This window comes from Telluribacter humicola, assembly GCF_017355935.1.
Taxonomy (GTDB): Bacteria; Bacteroidota; Bacteroidia; order Cytophagales; family Spirosomataceae; genus Telluribacter; species Telluribacter humicola.
The window spans coordinates 93,066-108,895 of the sequence record NZ_JAFIQT010000004.1; the positions used below are offsets into that span (position 1 = coordinate 93,066).

16 protein-coding genes are annotated in these 15,830 nt (G+C 46.5%); 10 read left to right on the forward strand and 6 right to left on the reverse strand.

Features of this window, described 5'->3' with window-relative positions:
- The first annotated feature begins 351 nt into the window (after positions 1-351).
- From JUB14_RS18495 to JUB14_RS18510, 4 genes are all read left to right on the forward strand, one after another.
- The gene (locus JUB14_RS18495; protein WP_207508250.1) at positions 352-1,587 is read left to right on the forward strand and encodes an ABC transporter permease; all 1,236 of its coding nucleotides are present in this window, start codon (positions 352-354) and stop codon (positions 1,585-1,587) included.
- A gap of 62 nt (positions 1,588-1,649) precedes the next feature.
- Positions 1,650-2,459 carry an ABC transporter permease gene (locus JUB14_RS18500; protein ID WP_207508252.1) on the forward strand — a complete coding sequence of 270 codons (810 nt, stop codon included), beginning with the start codon at positions 1,650-1,652 and terminating at the stop codon, positions 2,457-2,459.
- Positions 2,386-2,634: a sulfite exporter TauE/SafE family protein gene (locus JUB14_RS18505; protein ID WP_229368007.1), complete on the forward strand. Its 249-nt coding sequence runs from the start codon at positions 2,386-2,388 to the stop codon at positions 2,632-2,634. Before JUB14_RS18500 ends, JUB14_RS18505 begins: the two co-directional genes overlap by 74 nt.
- Before the next feature lie 298 nt (positions 2,635-2,932).
- A complete protein-coding gene (locus JUB14_RS18510) occupies positions 2,933-4,741 on the forward strand; it encodes a nitronate monooxygenase family protein (RefSeq protein WP_207508255.1) in 1,809 nt (602 codons plus the stop codon).
- 218 nt (positions 4,742-4,959) lie between these two features.
- On the opposite strand, the gene JUB14_RS18515 is transcribed toward JUB14_RS18510, so the two are convergent.
- The 3 genes from JUB14_RS18515 to JUB14_RS18525 all read right to left on the reverse strand — a co-directional run bounded on the left by JUB14_RS18515 (position 4,960) and on the right by JUB14_RS18525 (position 8,045).
- The gene (locus JUB14_RS18515; protein ID WP_207508257.1) at positions 4,960-5,820 is read right to left on the reverse strand and encodes an SDR family oxidoreductase; all 861 of its coding nucleotides are present in this window, start codon (positions 5,818-5,820) and stop codon (positions 4,960-4,962) included.
- Between the two features lie 429 nt (positions 5,821-6,249).
- A complete protein-coding gene (locus JUB14_RS18520; RefSeq protein WP_207508260.1) occupies positions 6,250-6,675 on the reverse strand; it encodes a hypothetical protein in 426 nt (141 codons plus the stop codon).
- A 35-nt stretch (positions 6,676-6,710) separates the two neighbouring features.
- Complete coding sequence (locus JUB14_RS18525; RefSeq protein WP_207508265.1) at positions 6,711-8,045, reverse strand: phosphatase PAP2 family protein; 1,335 nt, start codon at positions 8,043-8,045, stop codon at positions 6,711-6,713.
- A 197-nt stretch (positions 8,046-8,242) separates the two neighbouring features.
- On the opposite strand from JUB14_RS18525, the gene JUB14_RS18530 reads away from it, so the two are divergent.
- The 4 genes from JUB14_RS18530 to JUB14_RS18545 all read left to right on the forward strand — a co-directional run bounded on the left by JUB14_RS18530 (position 8,243) and on the right by JUB14_RS18545 (position 11,303).
- Positions 8,243-9,307 carry a sensor histidine kinase gene (locus JUB14_RS18530; RefSeq protein WP_207508266.1) on the forward strand — a complete coding sequence of 355 codons (1,065 nt, stop codon included), beginning with the start codon at positions 8,243-8,245 and terminating at the stop codon, positions 9,305-9,307.
- The gene (locus tag JUB14_RS18535; protein WP_207508267.1) at positions 9,300-9,992 is read left to right on the forward strand and encodes a LytR/AlgR family response regulator transcription factor; all 693 of its coding nucleotides are present in this window, start codon (positions 9,300-9,302) and stop codon (positions 9,990-9,992) included. The genes JUB14_RS18530 and JUB14_RS18535 overlap by 8 nt, the downstream gene beginning before the upstream one ends.
- Before the next feature lie 121 nt (positions 9,993-10,113).
- Positions 10,114-10,668 carry a TlpA disulfide reductase family protein gene (locus tag JUB14_RS18540; protein ID WP_207508268.1) on the forward strand — a complete coding sequence of 185 codons (555 nt, stop codon included), beginning with the start codon at positions 10,114-10,116 and terminating at the stop codon, positions 10,666-10,668.
- 8 nt (positions 10,669-10,676) lie between these two features.
- On the forward strand, positions 10,677-11,303 hold the full coding sequence (locus JUB14_RS18545) for a thioredoxin family protein (RefSeq protein WP_207508269.1): 627 nt from the start codon (positions 10,677-10,679) through the stop codon (positions 11,301-11,303).
- 202 nt (positions 11,304-11,505) lie between these two features.
- Here JUB14_RS18545 and JUB14_RS18550 read toward each other — a convergent pair whose 3' ends face one another.
- The 3 genes from JUB14_RS18550 to JUB14_RS18560 form a co-directional block, all read right to left on the reverse strand.
- On the reverse strand, positions 11,506-12,999 hold the full coding sequence (locus JUB14_RS18550; RefSeq protein ID WP_207508271.1) for an alpha/beta fold hydrolase: 1,494 nt from the start codon (positions 12,997-12,999) through the stop codon (positions 11,506-11,508).
- A 43-nt stretch (positions 13,000-13,042) separates the two neighbouring features.
- Positions 13,043-13,639: a helix-turn-helix domain-containing protein gene (locus JUB14_RS18555; protein ID WP_207508273.1), complete on the reverse strand. Its 597-nt coding sequence runs from the start codon at positions 13,637-13,639 to the stop codon at positions 13,043-13,045.
- Between the two features lie 387 nt (positions 13,640-14,026).
- Positions 14,027-14,224 (reverse strand): hypothetical protein, encoded by a 198-nt coding sequence (locus JUB14_RS18560; protein ID WP_207508275.1) that lies wholly within the window; start codon positions 14,222-14,224, stop codon positions 14,027-14,029.
- A gap of 6 nt (positions 14,225-14,230) precedes the next feature.
- Between JUB14_RS18560 and JUB14_RS18565 the strand changes: the two genes are divergently transcribed.
- Both JUB14_RS18565 and JUB14_RS18570 read left to right on the forward strand, forming a co-directional pair.
- On the forward strand, positions 14,231-14,398 hold the full coding sequence (locus JUB14_RS18565; protein ID WP_207508277.1) for a hypothetical protein: 168 nt from the start codon (positions 14,231-14,233) through the stop codon (positions 14,396-14,398).
- A gap of 12 nt (positions 14,399-14,410) precedes the next feature.
- The gene (locus tag JUB14_RS18570; protein ID WP_207508279.1) at positions 14,411-15,820 is read left to right on the forward strand and encodes a sulfatase family protein; all 1,410 of its coding nucleotides are present in this window, start codon (positions 14,411-14,413) and stop codon (positions 15,818-15,820) included.
- The last annotated feature ends 10 nt before the right edge of the window (positions 15,821-15,830 follow it).

The window sequence follows — 15,830 nt, forward strand, 5'->3', positions numbered from 1 at the left end:
TACCAGCGTTACCTTCTTCAGGATAGACTAGTTTCATGCAAGTGTACCAAATGCTTGCCAAGATGGACGATGTAGCTTATTTGATTAGTTAAGGCCTATTATTGACATGAATGACTTGGAGTACTGTCCAAAAGCGGACAAAAAGATGTTCAGTAACGGACATCGTTTAACTACCTTGAGCAAGCCTTATATCAGTATAGTCCTCTTATATCCTACGCTTTCGTTTTAACTTAGTTCATGCGGTGGTTTTCATCAGAATTATACATTTTAATGATGAATACGTATGCAATGTTTCAGGTTACCCCTACCTCATTAGGACAAAACCGTGTCAACCTAATCCCTACAACTGCTATGTTGCAACACTACCTGCGAATGGCCTACCGCAACATCAAGCGGTTTAAGACTACCTTTTTTATCAATCTCGTGGGCTTGTCAACCGGACTGGCCTGTACCCTGCTGATTTACCTGTGGGTCTATGACGAACTAAGCGTAGACAAGTTCAATGAGAACGACAGACGGCTTTATCAGGTAATGCAGAAGATTCACCTCGGTAATGGGGACATCCTAACGGAACAATCAATACCCACACCGTTGAATAAAGCCATGCGAGAGAAGTTCCCCCAAATCGAGGACGCAGCCCTGACTACGGGCGGAGGCAAGGGGGTACTGTCGGTGGGCAACATACGCCTGAAGGCCAAAGGGCTCTACGTGACTCCTAACTTCCTGACGCTATTAACGTACCCGCTCCTGCAAGGCCAAAAAACACAAGTTCTGAGCAACAAACTTTCAGTAGTTATATCTAATGAACTGGCCCTAAAGCTGTTTCATACGACCGATAATATTGTCGGCAGAACAATTCAATGGGATCATGAGAAATATAGCGGACCGTATACCATTTCAGGTGTTTTTAAGAAACCAACCCGCCACTCGTCGGCTGATTTTGATATACTGCTACCTTTCCAACTGTACGCCGACCAACACGCTAATGATGTTCAAAATTGGGGTAGCAGTAATCCTAAGCTGTATCTGCTGCTTAAGGAGGGAGCCGATGTCCAGGCGTTTAATGATCAGATTACCGAATTTTTACGGGTAAACTATGAAGCCGCCAAGGGCCGGGAACACCTCTCATCGGTGGGATACCTGTTCCTAAAACGTTATTCTGATCAGTACCTCTACAACCAGTACGAGCAAGGCGTTCAGACGGGTGGTCGCATTGCGTACGTGAAGTTGTTTTCCATAGTTGCGTTGTTTATTCTGGTCATTGCCGCCATCAACTTTATGAACCTGTCTACGGCCAAAGCCGTCACACGGCTCAAGGAGATTGGCGTTAAGAAAGCCATCGGTGCCAACCGCCTGACACTCATGGCTCAGTTTCTGGGTGAATCTGTGGTATTGGCGATTTTGGCGCTGTTGCTGGCGCTGGGTCTGGTTGCCCTGTTACTTCCGCAGTTCAATCAGATAACGGGAAAGCAACTGGTCCTTGGCCCGGAACCCGGTGTGCTGGCATCTGTTGTCGCTATTACGCTGTTCACCGGGCTGTTGGCGGGAGTTATCCCGCCCTGTATTTATCCAGTTTCAAGCCTGTAACAGTACTGAAGGGCAAACTGGCTCCGTCAACCGGTGAAGCCTGGGCGCGGCAAGGGCTCGTCGTGTTACAATTCTCAATCTCCATTATCCTGATCGTATCGGTACTGGTGGTACAACGACAGATTGATTACATTCAGAGCAAGAACCTGGGTTTCAATAAAGATAATATCGTTTCCTTCAGCCGGGAGGGCAGGCTGGAACAACAAAGCGAGCTTTTTCTGGCTGCGGCCAGAAACCTGCCGGGTGTCATAAAAGCATCCAGTATGGGTGGCAACATGGTCGGCGGTCACTCCAGCGCGGGTGCCTTCGACTGGCCCGGCAAACAACCTGTTCAAAAGATTAACTTCGGCATCTTTTATGTCAATTATGATCTGATCGAATTGCTAGGTATTGACCTATCTCAGGGTCGTATGCTATCTGCACAGTTTGGCTCAGACAGTACCGCCAGCATCGTTTTTAATCAGGCAGCCATTGATGCGATGGGACTCAAAGATCCGGTCGGTAAGACCATTCAGTTCTTTGGTGACAGCCGTCAGATTGTGGGTGTTACGAAGAATTTTCACTTCGAATCTCTCTATGAGGAAGTCAAGCCCGTGTGCTTTGTCTACCGTACGAAGTGGGCTGATCAAATGCTTGTCAAGATTGCCGCCGGTCGTGAGCGTGAGACCCTGTCGCAACTGGAAGACTTATATAAGCAGTATAACGAAGGGTTGCCGTTTGAATACAAGTTTCTGGATGAAGACTTTCAGCGGTTATATGCAGCTGAAAACAGGGTAGCGGTTGGTACTACTGGCACGATTGCCAATCAAAACGTCCATAGGTACTTACCTCCTGATCATTATAGCCAAATCTCTGATTGGTTCTCTAGGTGACCTGCCTAATCAACCCATACAGTGGACGGTTCTCTTACCATACACCGCCTTATCCATTTCCGGAATTTTTATTGGCAGCTATATCTCCAGGTATGTTTATACCGAGCGCTTAAAGACCTGCTTTGGCTGGTTTATTATTTGCATCAGTGTATTTATCATTATCAAAAACCTGTAGCGGCTGTTACAGCGAGTTCTTTTCTACCTGTTTCACCAAAGAAAACTATCCCAAATCGACCTAACTGATCTTCCTCATTTTTTTGCGGAGGAATTGGTGTGAGTTTTAGGCACTCATTGACAAGAACCTACTTTGGGGCTGTGATGAAATAGGTAAATCTAACCTACCCAACTGGTAAAGCTTTTTTCATCAGCAGGCTGATTAGTAGTGAAGGACTACGGTCACATTTAAAAAGTGCAGGCTTTCAGGATGAATGATCAAATTAATGTTTTAGTAACGTTTTATAATACCAACCAACATGTCTAGTACTACTCCACATTCCTTTCATATACCTGTAATGGGTCTTGCCTTTTCTGTTGATTCACCACTTAAAGTGGCTCGTTTCGGAATCTCTTCGGTCCTGTCACTCTGCGACGACTGGCTACTGGAGCAGATGCGCCAGCACTACAGCCAGAAGTATGGTAAGACTTTTACCCCCATAACAGAACAAGAGGAAGATTATCGGGCCAGACGTGTGACTGCGTACCTGAATCTGGTTGATCAACTGGTAGGGCATCAGATCTCGGTAATGAAGGAGCAGGACTTTACTCCTGCCTCCGATCTGACCAGATACTTTGAAATGCTCCCGGATGAGTCTCCGCTCCGTAAACGGTATGAAGAGATGTTACAAATCACTGACGCTGACATAAAACAGCAACTTCGGGAGGAGCTTCGTGACGCGGTAGTCCCTGGTAGTATAGACGTCAATATTATGACGAAGGTAGATAAAACCAACTATGACAACAATGGTGAACCGTTACCGCAGGAGTACTCCGACGCTCTGGCTGCACTACGGGGGTATGCCAATAGTACTGTCTGCTCCTCCATTATATTTTCGGCCGGAATGAACCTGCGCCTGTACGCTTACCTGGAAAACTTCTCCTGCTTTTACCCGGATCAGAATGGTACTTTAAGGAAGAAAATAATCATAAAGGTCAGCGACTATCGTTCGGCAATGATTCAAAGTAAGACACTAGCCAAGAAAGGTCTGTGGGTGTCAGAGTTTAGAATAGAGTCAGGACTTAACTGCGGTGGCCACGCTTTTGCTACAGATGGATATCTCATAGGCCCTATACTGGAAGAATTTAAGCAAAACCGGGCAGCACTCCAGCAAGAACTATACGGTATGTATAGCTCTGCACTGGTCCGAAAGGGAATGCAGGCTCCTACGATAGTACCCGAACAGTCTATTACCATTCAGGGTGGAATTGGAACCGCCGCCGAACATTCATTTTTACTGGAATATTACGGAGCCACTTCTGCCGGCTGGGGTACCCCTTTTCTACTTGTTCCAGAGGCCACTACTGTAGATGAGCCAACCCTTACCCAACTGGCAGCAGCTAAAGCAGAAGACTTATACCTTAGTTCGGTTTCTCCGCTGGGCGTTCCTTTCAATACCCTCCGCAACTCCTCCAATGAGCTCCTGAAAATACAGCGGGCTGAACGTGGGAAACCCGGTAGTCCCTGCCTGAAAAAACATCTGGTATCAAATACGGAGTTTACAGAGGTACCTATCTGCACCGCATCCCGTAAATACCAGCGCCGAAAGCTGGAACAGCTCAGGAGCCAGCATCTGGATGCACTTACCTACCATCTTGAAGAAGCCAAAGTACTAGCCAAAGAGTGTCTGTGCGATGGTCTGGCCAACTCGGCAATACCTTTTCTGGGGGGCAGTAAAAAGGCATCAACCAGGTCTGTTTCCATCTGTCCTGGTCCTAATCTGGCTTTTTTCTCAGGTATCTTCAAACTCCACGAGATGGTAGATAACATATACGGACGATTCAACGCCCTGAACAATACGTACCGTCCTCACATGTTTATTAATGAACTGAAAATGTACATTGACTACTGGAATAAGAAAAAGGAAGAAGAATTAGCAACCCTGACGGATAAGCAGTATAAATACTTACAAGGTTTTTGGGGAAACCTTCAGGCAGGGATACAATATTACAAACAACTTCTTCCCACCCTGTTCAAGGATCAATCAGAACTCCAGAATACTATGCTTAATGAACTACTGGAGGCCGAAGAACGGCTACACATGGCCCGTATAGTATATCATTATTAGGATCTAAATTCAAAGCCTGTATTTTGAAATCAAAAAAAGAAATCACTAGTACTGATATTATTTAATTAAGTACCAGCCCATTACCTGAAGTACCAGGTAAGGAAGTTCCTACCACTGCATCCATTTTTAAATAGAAATTTTCAAATCAGGTTGTATAGATTCAACCAAAATTAAAGTAGCTACTTCGGCAGCTTCTTTAATTTTTATAACAATGAATATTAATACGCAGAGGCGGCTTGTAGCGCTTCGGTTATTGTCGCTGAAAGAGATGTAGTTGGTCGGCCAATTAATGTGGAAAGCTGATGACTGTCATCAAACAAAGCACCTCCAGAGGCAGCTACATCCCATCCGGCAACCGCATGAGCAAATCCTTCTGGCAAACCAACGGATACCAGGGCTGCGGCATAGTCTGCTTCCGGCATATTTATATAGGGAATATCCTTACCCGTCTGCTGTGAAATTTCAGCCGCCAGGTCACTGAGCGACCATGCATCGTCTCCGGCAAGTTCAAAGATTTTTCCCTGGTGTCCCTGACCAGTTAAAACAGCAACGGCTGCATCAGCATAATCAGCCCTTGCTGCCGAAGATATTTTTCCCTCACCTGCACTACCAATATAAGCACCACCAGCAATTGCACCTGGAATAGCGCCAGTATAATTTTCTGTATACCAGCCATTGCGCAGCAAAGTAACCGGAATACCTGCATTCTTTAAGTCAGCTTCCGTTGAACGATGGTCTTCTGCAAGGGCAAGTGTTGACGTATCGGCATGAAGTACACTGGTATAAACAATCCATTGTACACCAGCCTGCTTTGCAGCTTCTATTACATTGCGGTGCTGAGCGACACGTCTGCCAGTTTCACCTCCGGAAGAAATTAGTAGTAAGGTATCTACACCTGCTAATGCACCAGTAAGTGTTTCAGGCTTGTCGTAGTCTGCTTCTCTGGCTTCTACACCAATGTTAGCAGCCTTTTGGATTGAACGAACAAGGGCAACAATGTTATCGTCAGAAACCTTTTTAAGCTTGTTTACAACAAATTGACCTAGTTGACCTGTTGCTCCTGTAATTGCTATCGTCATTTAATTTTTAAAGTAGTAGTTTTATTTATGTGCGTAGTTCCTGTTACCATACAATTGGGGAATGATACAAAGGGAAGAAGTTGCTATACTTCTGGAAACATAAAAATTCAAATGCATAAAGCTCGCTTCATACTGGATTACTAGTATCTGAATCAAAATGGGGCACCTTAGCAACGTACGGAGGTACCGTTATGCATTACATGGTTTTTTACGGTAACTACCACTGGCCCAAATCAGTTTCATTCAAAAGCTCTACTTATGTAATTATGATACACATTTTTTAATAAAAGGATTCTACCTTTTTTGGCAGGAAACAGCAATCAGGACTGACTTAAGGGACTATGAGTTTTTCCTTGCTTAATCGACCTATAACTTCTCAAAGTTAGGTAGCTCCTCAACTAGCTTTACAACATGTAGCCTATTCCAACGCTAATTCATCACCAGCAGGGTTCGGGCGGGCATTTCGTAGAGCCTCTGGGTAGACAGGTGGATGGACTTTGTGATCTGGTCGGTACCGTTAGTCACAACTACCGAGAACGTATCGTCCTGAATCTCGGCAAAGTTCAGCTTTAGCCAATGCCTGGACTTCCGCACCGAAAGTACCTCCTTACACAGGACCTTCCCCTTTTTATTGAGCAGGGTAACACTCACCTTTTCACCTATAGGTTTCTCCACCAGTACATTCATGGTCAGTGAGTGGATAGAGCGATACATACCTACCAGCAGGGTCGGTTTTCGGGGCGAGGTCTGGGTAGAGTCAGTATGGATTTGTGGGGCAGTTGCACCTTGAACGGGGTTCATTAGCGGTAGTACACCCAGCAGGGCGATCTTTAGAGTACTAGTTAGTTTTTTCATGGTTTTGTTAAAGTCTATGTTGGATTGATAAATGACTACTTGCTTTCCGCCAGTGTTACGGCTGCCTGCACGCCATCCGCTTTTAGTTTTTTGATAACCGCGCCGGCTACGTTCCGGCCCAGTTCCAGTCCTGCTTCATTGTCGGTACGAAAATGAATACCCGCCTGGAACCGCGATTCAGCTCCGTCCTTAGCTACTTTCTGAAACAAGGCCCTATCGGCTGGAAAGAAGTAGGAGAATAAGCCTTCCACCAAACCACCCATGGCTGCGTGTCCCGAAGGATAACCTGGGAACGGGGGCGTCGGCACCAGCGGCTGGTAGGTAGTATCGTACTGGTCGGGACGGATGCCCCAGTAGGCGTACTTGGCATCGAAGCAGGCCACAAAAGTATCATAGTACCCTATTGCCACCGCCGCGTACATGCGGGCGGCATGGGGTGGGTTCAGGTGCAGGTTGTACTCAAATATCTTTTTGTGCAGGATCTCATCGGCCGGAAATTGGCTGGCGTAGTAAAAGGCGTTGGCCTTTGACCGAAAGGTAGGCTTATGTGCTTTCAGCTCCGCCATGTCCTTCGCAAAATCAGGTGGTGGAACGGGTCTGTACTGGCCGGCGTGGGTAAGAGCCACTGTTTTGTTCAGTCCGGCGGTGACTGCCATGGGGTACTTGCCCGTCCAGAGGCTGTTACCTTCGGGTCGTTTTCCGTCCCAGGCTGCTTTGTATACAAAATCTTTGGTATGCTCCAGTTCTTTTTCAGCTATCCGTTTGCCCAATTCGAAGCCCGCGCGGGTATCGCTTGGGTAAGCGTAACCCGCTGCTACGCGGGAATCCATAGCCCGCATAGCCATACGGCTGACCGAGTCGGCCAGGGACGGGTAGAAGCGCGAAATAATGGTATAGGCTACCCCTGCCGCCACTGAATGTTCGCAGGGATACGAGGGACTGTCAGGCTTAAGACCCTGGGCCTTGATACGGCTATCTGCCACGAAAGGCCGAGGCCGCTTATAGGCATATTTGGATACCCAGGCGGCCACGGTAGCATCGTAAGTAGCTACTCCCAGGAGCATATTGGCCAGGGCACCATTGCGGCTGGTGTCGGTCATCCACAGCTTTGCCATCATCTCCTGCCATCGGTAGCCGGGGGCGCCCGCGTTCCAGTATTGGATCTGCTGGTGACCAGCCGCGTCCAAACTCTTCTGCCGGGCCAGAACCTGAGAATTTTCTACTTTGGCGGCAGGTGGTGGGGGTAGCTTATAGGCTTCGCCGGATGGAATGAACCAGGTTTTCCACTGGCCGGCTTCAGGCTCTACCTGGGCCAGCAATGGAGCTGCTAACGTCAGGTAGGCCATAAGGGTTAGTGAGCTCTTTTTCATACTACTCTGGGGTTTTGTTTAACCAAGATTAGAGAATAAAAAAGAGCTCTCAATGTCGGTATCAATAAACAGCGGGTAAGGGTAAACAAACGGCAGGATTTAACCCATAAGTACCATTCGTTGACCCAAAATGGTATTCTGTTGACGATGGGATTGCCGATAAATGGATATGATAAAATTATCCCGTATTTAGCAGCATGAACCTTACTTTTGACAAAGAACGTTTTCTGGTATACGTCCGCATCGGGGCCCTTTTCCTCTGCCTGTGGCTGTTCAGCGAGTTGGTTAATAATTGCGATACGTTTGTACCCAGAGCCTGGAATAACCTTTGGCGCTGTGCCTACGTGACAGTCCTCAACTTTATCTTGTTTGAGTACACCTTGCCCTATTTCCGTCTGCGCTGGAAACGAATCCTGGTAGGTTTTCTGCTGGTGTGGGTACACCTGATGCTGTACTCCTTCGGCCTGTATGCCTGGCGGCTATTCGGGATAAGCCTTCATATATATACGTCACTGATCGACTATTCGATCGGAGAAAGAGACTACTCGTCCTTTGAAAGAGGCCTATCTACCCAGATGGGGTATAGCGCCGGGTCCATCCTCTTTTTCGGGATTTGTCAGCATATTTACGTGTATTATAAACTGCGACAGGCCGCACAGCAGCTGCGTATCGAAAAGCAGCAGGCCGAGCTCAACTACCTTAAGTCCCAGACCAACCCACACTTTCTCTTCAACACCCTGAACAACATCTACGCACTTTCACGCGACAAGTCAGACCGGGCGCCGGAGTCTATCCTGCGCTTGTCCAAGATCCTGCGTTTCATGCTGTATGAAACCAGCGGGGCGTACATCCCCATTGAGCAGGAACTGAAAATCATCAATGACTACATAGCGCTGGAACAGCTAAGGTACGACGAGTCGCTGCGGGTTAACTTCAGCTACGACGTAGAAGATCAACGGCAGAGCCTGCCACCACTCTTGCTGATACCGCTGGTGGAGAATGCTTTCAAACACGGTGTATCCGAAACCCGGGGTGAGCCCTATGTGGATATTCACCTGTCTGTGAGGCAACGGCAACTGGACTTTGTGGTCAAAAACTCATCAGAAGCCAACCCCGATGAACGGGGAGTGAAGGAAAACATCGGCCTTTCTAACCTGCGCCGCCAGCTTGAAATCCTTTACACCGACTACAAGTTGTCCGTTGTACAAGGTACTGCTGAATTTACCGCCACCTTACACATCAATCTGGCTAGCTATGTCTAAACTACGGTGCATCATCATTGAGGACGAGCCACTGGCCGTCAAAGTACTTACAGATTACATCGCTCTGGTACCCTTCTTGGACCTGCGTGGTACTTTCAAGGATGCAATCCTGGCTACCGACTTCCTTCGGCAGCATACCGTGGATCTGATGTTTCTGGATATCCACCTACCCCGGCTGAAAGGCATGGCTTTCCTGAAGACGCTGGCGCACCCGCCAGCGGTCATTATTACTACTGCCTATCACCAGTACGCCGTCGAAGGATTTGACCTGAATGTGACAGACTACTTACTGAAGCCCTTTGAGTTTGAACGATTTCTGGTTGCGGTAAATAAGGTCAAAACTCCCGAAGCGATCCAAAGCAGGCTAACCGAAGGCGGAGATAGTAAAGACTACCTGTTTCTAAACGTGCAGAAGAAGAAGGTCAAAATCCTGCTGGCAGACATCCTGTACATCGAAAGTCAGCGCGAGTACATCAAGATTGTGACGACGCGCAGCAGCTACCTCTCGAAGATGAGTACGCACGAGATCGAAACGCTGCTCCCGCCCCACCTTTTCCGTCGCATTCACCGATCTTTCATCGTATCCATCAACAAGATTGACTCTTTCACTGCCGAGTACGTGGAGGTACAGGGCGTATCCATTCCCATCGGGCGGGGGTACCGCGAGGTGTTGGATAATCTATGAAGTTAAAAAAGTAGGTCCGCACATGCGGTTGTTGATTCCGGAGAAAGTGGCCTTACAAGTGAGATAAAATTGATGCGACACTTGAGACACCTATTAATAAACTTTTAAAATGATCAAGCCTATGAAAAACGTAAATCTGGTAGTTGTTTTTTCAATACTAACTTTTGCTGCCTGTACATCTTCTGATGGCGATTATCAGGGTAGCGGTACCGCAGGCAAACATGTAGTTGGTGACACGGCACGTGACTTCCAATCTGAGAAAGTGATCAAATTTCCTGAGCTTCAGGAATATATTACTACAAGTACTGACGATAAGGTAAAAGTTATAAATTTCTGGGCTACCTGGTGTGCACCTTGTATAAAGGAGTTGCCATTTATAGACTCTCTACGGTATACCTATGATCCGGATAAAGTTGAGGTACTGCTTGTAAGCCTTGATTTTCCGGACCAGCTTTCTAAGGTTAATAAATTATTACAACGTAAAAAATTAAGTTCCACCGTATGGCTTCTGGATGAATCAGATCCAAATCTATACATTGATAAGGTTGATCCTTCCTGGACGGGAGCCCTTCCTGCGACCCTTCTTGTCCGTAATTCAACCGATCAAAGAATCTTTCTTGGTAAAGAACTCACAAAAGCAGAATTAGAGACACACATTAATAAACTCTTAAATTGAACAGGGCTATGAAATACGTAAATCTTGTAGTTATTTTTTCGCTGCTAACCTTTTTTGCCTGTACATCTTCCGATAGTGACTATCAGGTTAGCGATATCCCAGGCGGATATATGCCCGGTGACACGGCACGTGACTTCCAATTAAAGAATGTAAATGGGAAAATGGTATCATTGGCTAATTATGAAAATGCCAAAGGGTATATCGTTATTTTTACCTGCAATACATGCCCTTATGCCGCCATGTATGAAGAGCGGATTATTGAGCTGCATAAGAAATTCGCAGATAAAGGATATCCAGTTATTGCTATCAATCCAAATGACGAATCAGAAGAGCCTGGCGATTCATATGACGAGATGATTGTACAAGCCAAAGAAAAAGGATATAGATTCCCATACGTTCAGGATAAAACCCAGGAGATAACCAAAGCATACGGAGCTACGAATACTCCACATGTTTATGTGTTAAATAAAGATCGTAAGGTTGTATATATTGGCTCGATTGATAATAATGCCAGGGATGCCGAAAGTGCGGATAAATTTTATGTAGAGGATGCCATCAAGGCTCTTGAGAACAACAAAACTCCGGAAATCTCTAAAACTAAAGCTATAGGCTGTACAATCAAATGGGCATCTTAACTTTCTTATCCTTTAATACAGGCCATCCGGTGTGATGGTCTTTTTCATTTCCAGACCTATAAATCATAATTCTTCAGCGACCTGTGTTATCATATTCCTCCTGATTACTTACGACCTGCTCTTTTTATGCATAAGATGCTTCTATTTTATCTGCACTGAGTAGACCGGTTACCACATCAGGAAAGCAGTCATAGGCTTCTTCTTAATTTTGCTTCACAGGAGGGAGTACCACCGGTCTGAATTTTGGCGCTGGCATGGCTAGTGTCTCTGATTTGATAGGTTCATTGGAAAAGAAGCCTACTATCAGTTGCTGTACCTTTTCATCGGCTAGTGTGCTTTCATGGCCAGCGTTCTGAACCAGTACGTGGCTCGCATTAGCAAATCCCGGCAGGAGTTGCTCCACATTAGATGGGGGTGTGTTGCTATCCATGGTTCCGCTGATAAACAAGGTACGTACTTTGCTTTTCACTGGTGCCCGATACGCATCTCCTAAGTCCAGATTACCCCAGGGGCTACCTGAATAGATATCCGGTGTATTCATGGAGTTTCCAAGTAAAGCCGACTTCCCTTCACGCTCAATCTGGCGATAGCGTTGTTCGGTAGCTCCGGAAGCCAGCCGCATGACCGAAATACCCGAGCCATAGCCGCCGTTCAACTGATTGAAGCGCTTTTCAACGTACTGCTGAAACAACTCATACTGGCCCTTATCAATCCCGTACAGCATAGCAGGAAAGTTGATGAAATCATTGCTGTCGCCGGCATCCAGCCGCAGGATCATCTGCAGGCCAAACTTACCTACCGGAATAGTGACTACTTCTTTGGTTTTGTAATTGGTTACTGCCAGCGTTATCGGCTCCCTTTCCAGTTTAGCCAGTACCTTTTTCAGCAGCAGTACCATATCAGGTACCTGTTGATTGACGGCTACATCCTGGCTAGCCAACTCGGCTATCTTTGTGAGCTGCCTGTCGTATGTAGAAGGCAAATGATGCATGTGGTCAGGTCCCGAAGTACCCAGCAGCACCATCTCCTCAATAAAGGCAGGATACTTCCGGACGGCGGCCAGGGCCAGGTGCGTACCGTAGCTAAAACCCAGGAGTTTGATCTTTTTGGCACCCAGCGCCATGCGCAGGTCGTTGAGGTCATCAGCATTTTGAATGGTGTTATAGCCGTTGATGTCAATTCCTCTCGACTTCAATTCAGCAGCCCCTATCACCGATGCTTCCTGAGCCACTTTTATAAGCTTTTCTTTGGAGAGAAATATCTCCTTGCCGTCCGGTGTAGCAGGAATTTTAAATACGAGCGATGGCTGGGACCGGCCACATCCACGTTGATCCAGCAGAATTACATCATGGTTTTTTTGTAGTTGCAATACCAACATCTGAAAGTACTTCTCCTCTAAGTAGCTAATCCCCGACTCTCCGGGTCCGCCGGCAAGAAAGACAATGGGGTAAGAGGGGGCCGGACTGAGGGATTTGAGTTTCAAAAGAGCCAATTCAATCTTATTGCCATGGGTGGCCAGCCGGTTTTCGGGCACATCCAATGTTCCCATTTCACACGAAATACTATCACCGGTATAGATCTTAGCCTTGACAGGCTTAAAATCAATGGTGGCAGCCATTTCTTTTGACTGGCTATAAACGGTATAGGAAGTTAGCGTAATAACCAGAAAAATAGTAATAGAAAGGATTGTTTTCATGGATATAGAAGTAGTAAATGGTCAGGAAAACGGCACCGGCGAATTACTTATAGGAGAAGCCACTGATTTTTGGACGATTAAACCAATATACTTGCTCATCTCCCCGGTTAATCCGGACAGTAGCTAACAGTATAAGCACTGAATTGATCAAATAAAGTACTACGATGAGCATTCCAGCTACGATACCGAGCCAGGGCATCGTTTCGGGTAGTCCGGTGAAGGCACTAAATAGAAAAACAAGGACGATGCCGTAGGTAAGAATGGACCACGCCAGCTGAAACGTAAGGATTCGCCGCCCAAGCTGCTCAGCCCCATCGACCGTATCTTTCTTCATCATCCAGAGTACCCAGGGAAGCAGGAGATTGGCCAGTGGAAAGAGCCAGAAGGCCAGGGAGGCCAAGTTCATTATATGCAGGAAGGTTTTATCCTGACTAGATGTATAAGCCTGAAGGTCTTCAGCGGACGTATCAAGACTTTCTGCCAGCAGGCGCAGGGTGTGACCACGGGGTTGGGTTGTTCCGCTTTCGATCCTTTGTAATGTCCTTAGGCTGATAGAAGATCTTTCGGCTAATTCTTCCTGCGAAAGTCCTCGGCTCTTACGTAAGGAGCTGATTCTGTTGGCTAGTGTGGTAGTTTCCATAGGTACCTTGTTTTGCTCAAAGGTAAACAGCAATCAGTATCAGAATAGCGTCAATCCTGCGACTTTTCTATGACACGGCACGTCTATTTTACCCTAATCCCCTTGAGGAGTTTTCAAAAGAAGGCTCAGAAGGGAGAATTATTCACCACCTCCAAAGACCAGCCTCTACCTATGAATGGGTACCATAGCCTACACATTTAGCTTTGATGGGATCAATACACCTATTGAATAGACTGAGCTTATGAACTACTTAATCTGGTCCCATAGCCTCTTCTAAATGAATCCGTTATGGCAACTGGCTCAACAAACAGATGTACTACAAATCAATTTCATAATTTAAAAAAATAAACTCATTCTTTGTACGTATAAACGGCTGCAAGTTTGTCTTTAGATAAAGAAGGATAGAAATATATCAGGAAAAAATAGATCTAATCGCAGCGCAATGGCGTAAAACCTCTCTTTGACACAAATGACAACGCTGTTATGTATAGGTCCTACGTCCGTAAGCTCAACGGTCCATAGCTCCTCTACGACAACCAGGAAGATCCCTACCAGCATAATAACCTGATCAATAAGCCTGAACACAAGGCCTTGCAGGCTAAGTTGGAGAAAATGCTGAGTCAGAAGCTGAAAGAAACAAAAGACATCTTTATGCCGGCCGATAACTACATGAAACATTACAACTACACTTATGACAATAAGGATAGTCTGCGCCCTGCCTCCTATTTTTCTGAACTATCCGCTAACCGGTCAAACTAATCCAGTTATTATATGATAAAGCCTGGCTATCTCACAATCCTGACACTCCCTTTGCTTGGGTTGGGTTGGTTCTTTTTGCAGACTTCTGCCCCTGCTTCCACAAAGACAGCAGCGGCTAAACCCAATATTATATATCTGCTTACCGACGACCACCGGTGGGATGCATTGGGATGTATGGGCAATAAACTTATAAAAACGCCCCATCTTGATAAACTGGCTTCTAAAGGAGTACTCTTTAAGAATGCCTATGTCACCACTTCTATCTGCTGCGTTAGCCGGGCTAGTATGCTTAGCGGACAGTATATGTCCCGACACGGCATTGAAGATTTTAATACCGGTTTCAAGCCGCAGGCTCTGGCGCAGACTTACCCCATGCTTCTGAAAAAAGCAGGGTATCAGGTAGGGTTCATTGGCAAGTACGGAGTAGGATCACCTAAGGAGCAACCAGCCCACCTGTTCGATTTCTGGGCTGGTTCGGAAAAGGGACAACCCGACTACGAGATGAAAGATGAGCAGGGAAACTATCTGCACCACACCGACAAAATCAACGGAGACATAGCCCGGTTCATGGAGACTGCGGATAGTCAAAAACCCTTTTGTCTGTCGGTTAGCTTTAAGGCGCCGCACGTACAGGACAATGATCCCCGGCAGTTTATTATTCAGCCTCGCTACAAGCCCATGTATGCGGGTGACTCCATCGCTCAACCTCTGACTGCTGCCCCCAAATACTGGCAGTCTTTTCCTGACTTCTTTCGAACCGAGCAGAATATCGCACGCGAAAGGTGGCACCTGAGGTTTGAAAATAACCGGATGTACCAGGAAAGTGTCCGCAACTACTATCGCCTACTCAGTGGTGTCGATGAGGTAGTGGGTAATCTGGTAGCTACTCTCGAAGCTAAGGGACTGGCTCAGAACACCATCATTATCTTTATGGGGGACAATGGTTTTTATCTGGGCGAACACGGGTTAGCCGGTAAGTGGTATGGCCACGAGGAATCTATTCGGGTACCTCTGATCGTGTATGATCCACGTAACCCGCAGTTGAGAAATAAATCAGTAGAACAAATCGCGCTTAATATTGATGTAGCACCTACTATCCTTAAAATGGCCGGAGTAGAAGTACCTAAAACCATGCAGGGCATTGACCTGGTCGAACTGGTTACTTCGAAAGGCAAAAAAGGTAACCGCGAGGAGTTCTACTATGAACATACCTTTATGGGAAGCCCCAAAATACCTAAGGTCGGAGGTGTAGTAAGCAAAACGCTGAAGTACATGAATTTTTATGAACATAACTACGAGGAGCTGTACGACCTGAAGAAGGACCGGTTGGAAACTACAAACCTGATTAATGATCTCAGCTGGCGTACCCAGTTACAGGCCATCCGGAAGAAGTACAATACCTGGAAAGAAGCGGTACTCTAAGTGGCAGGTG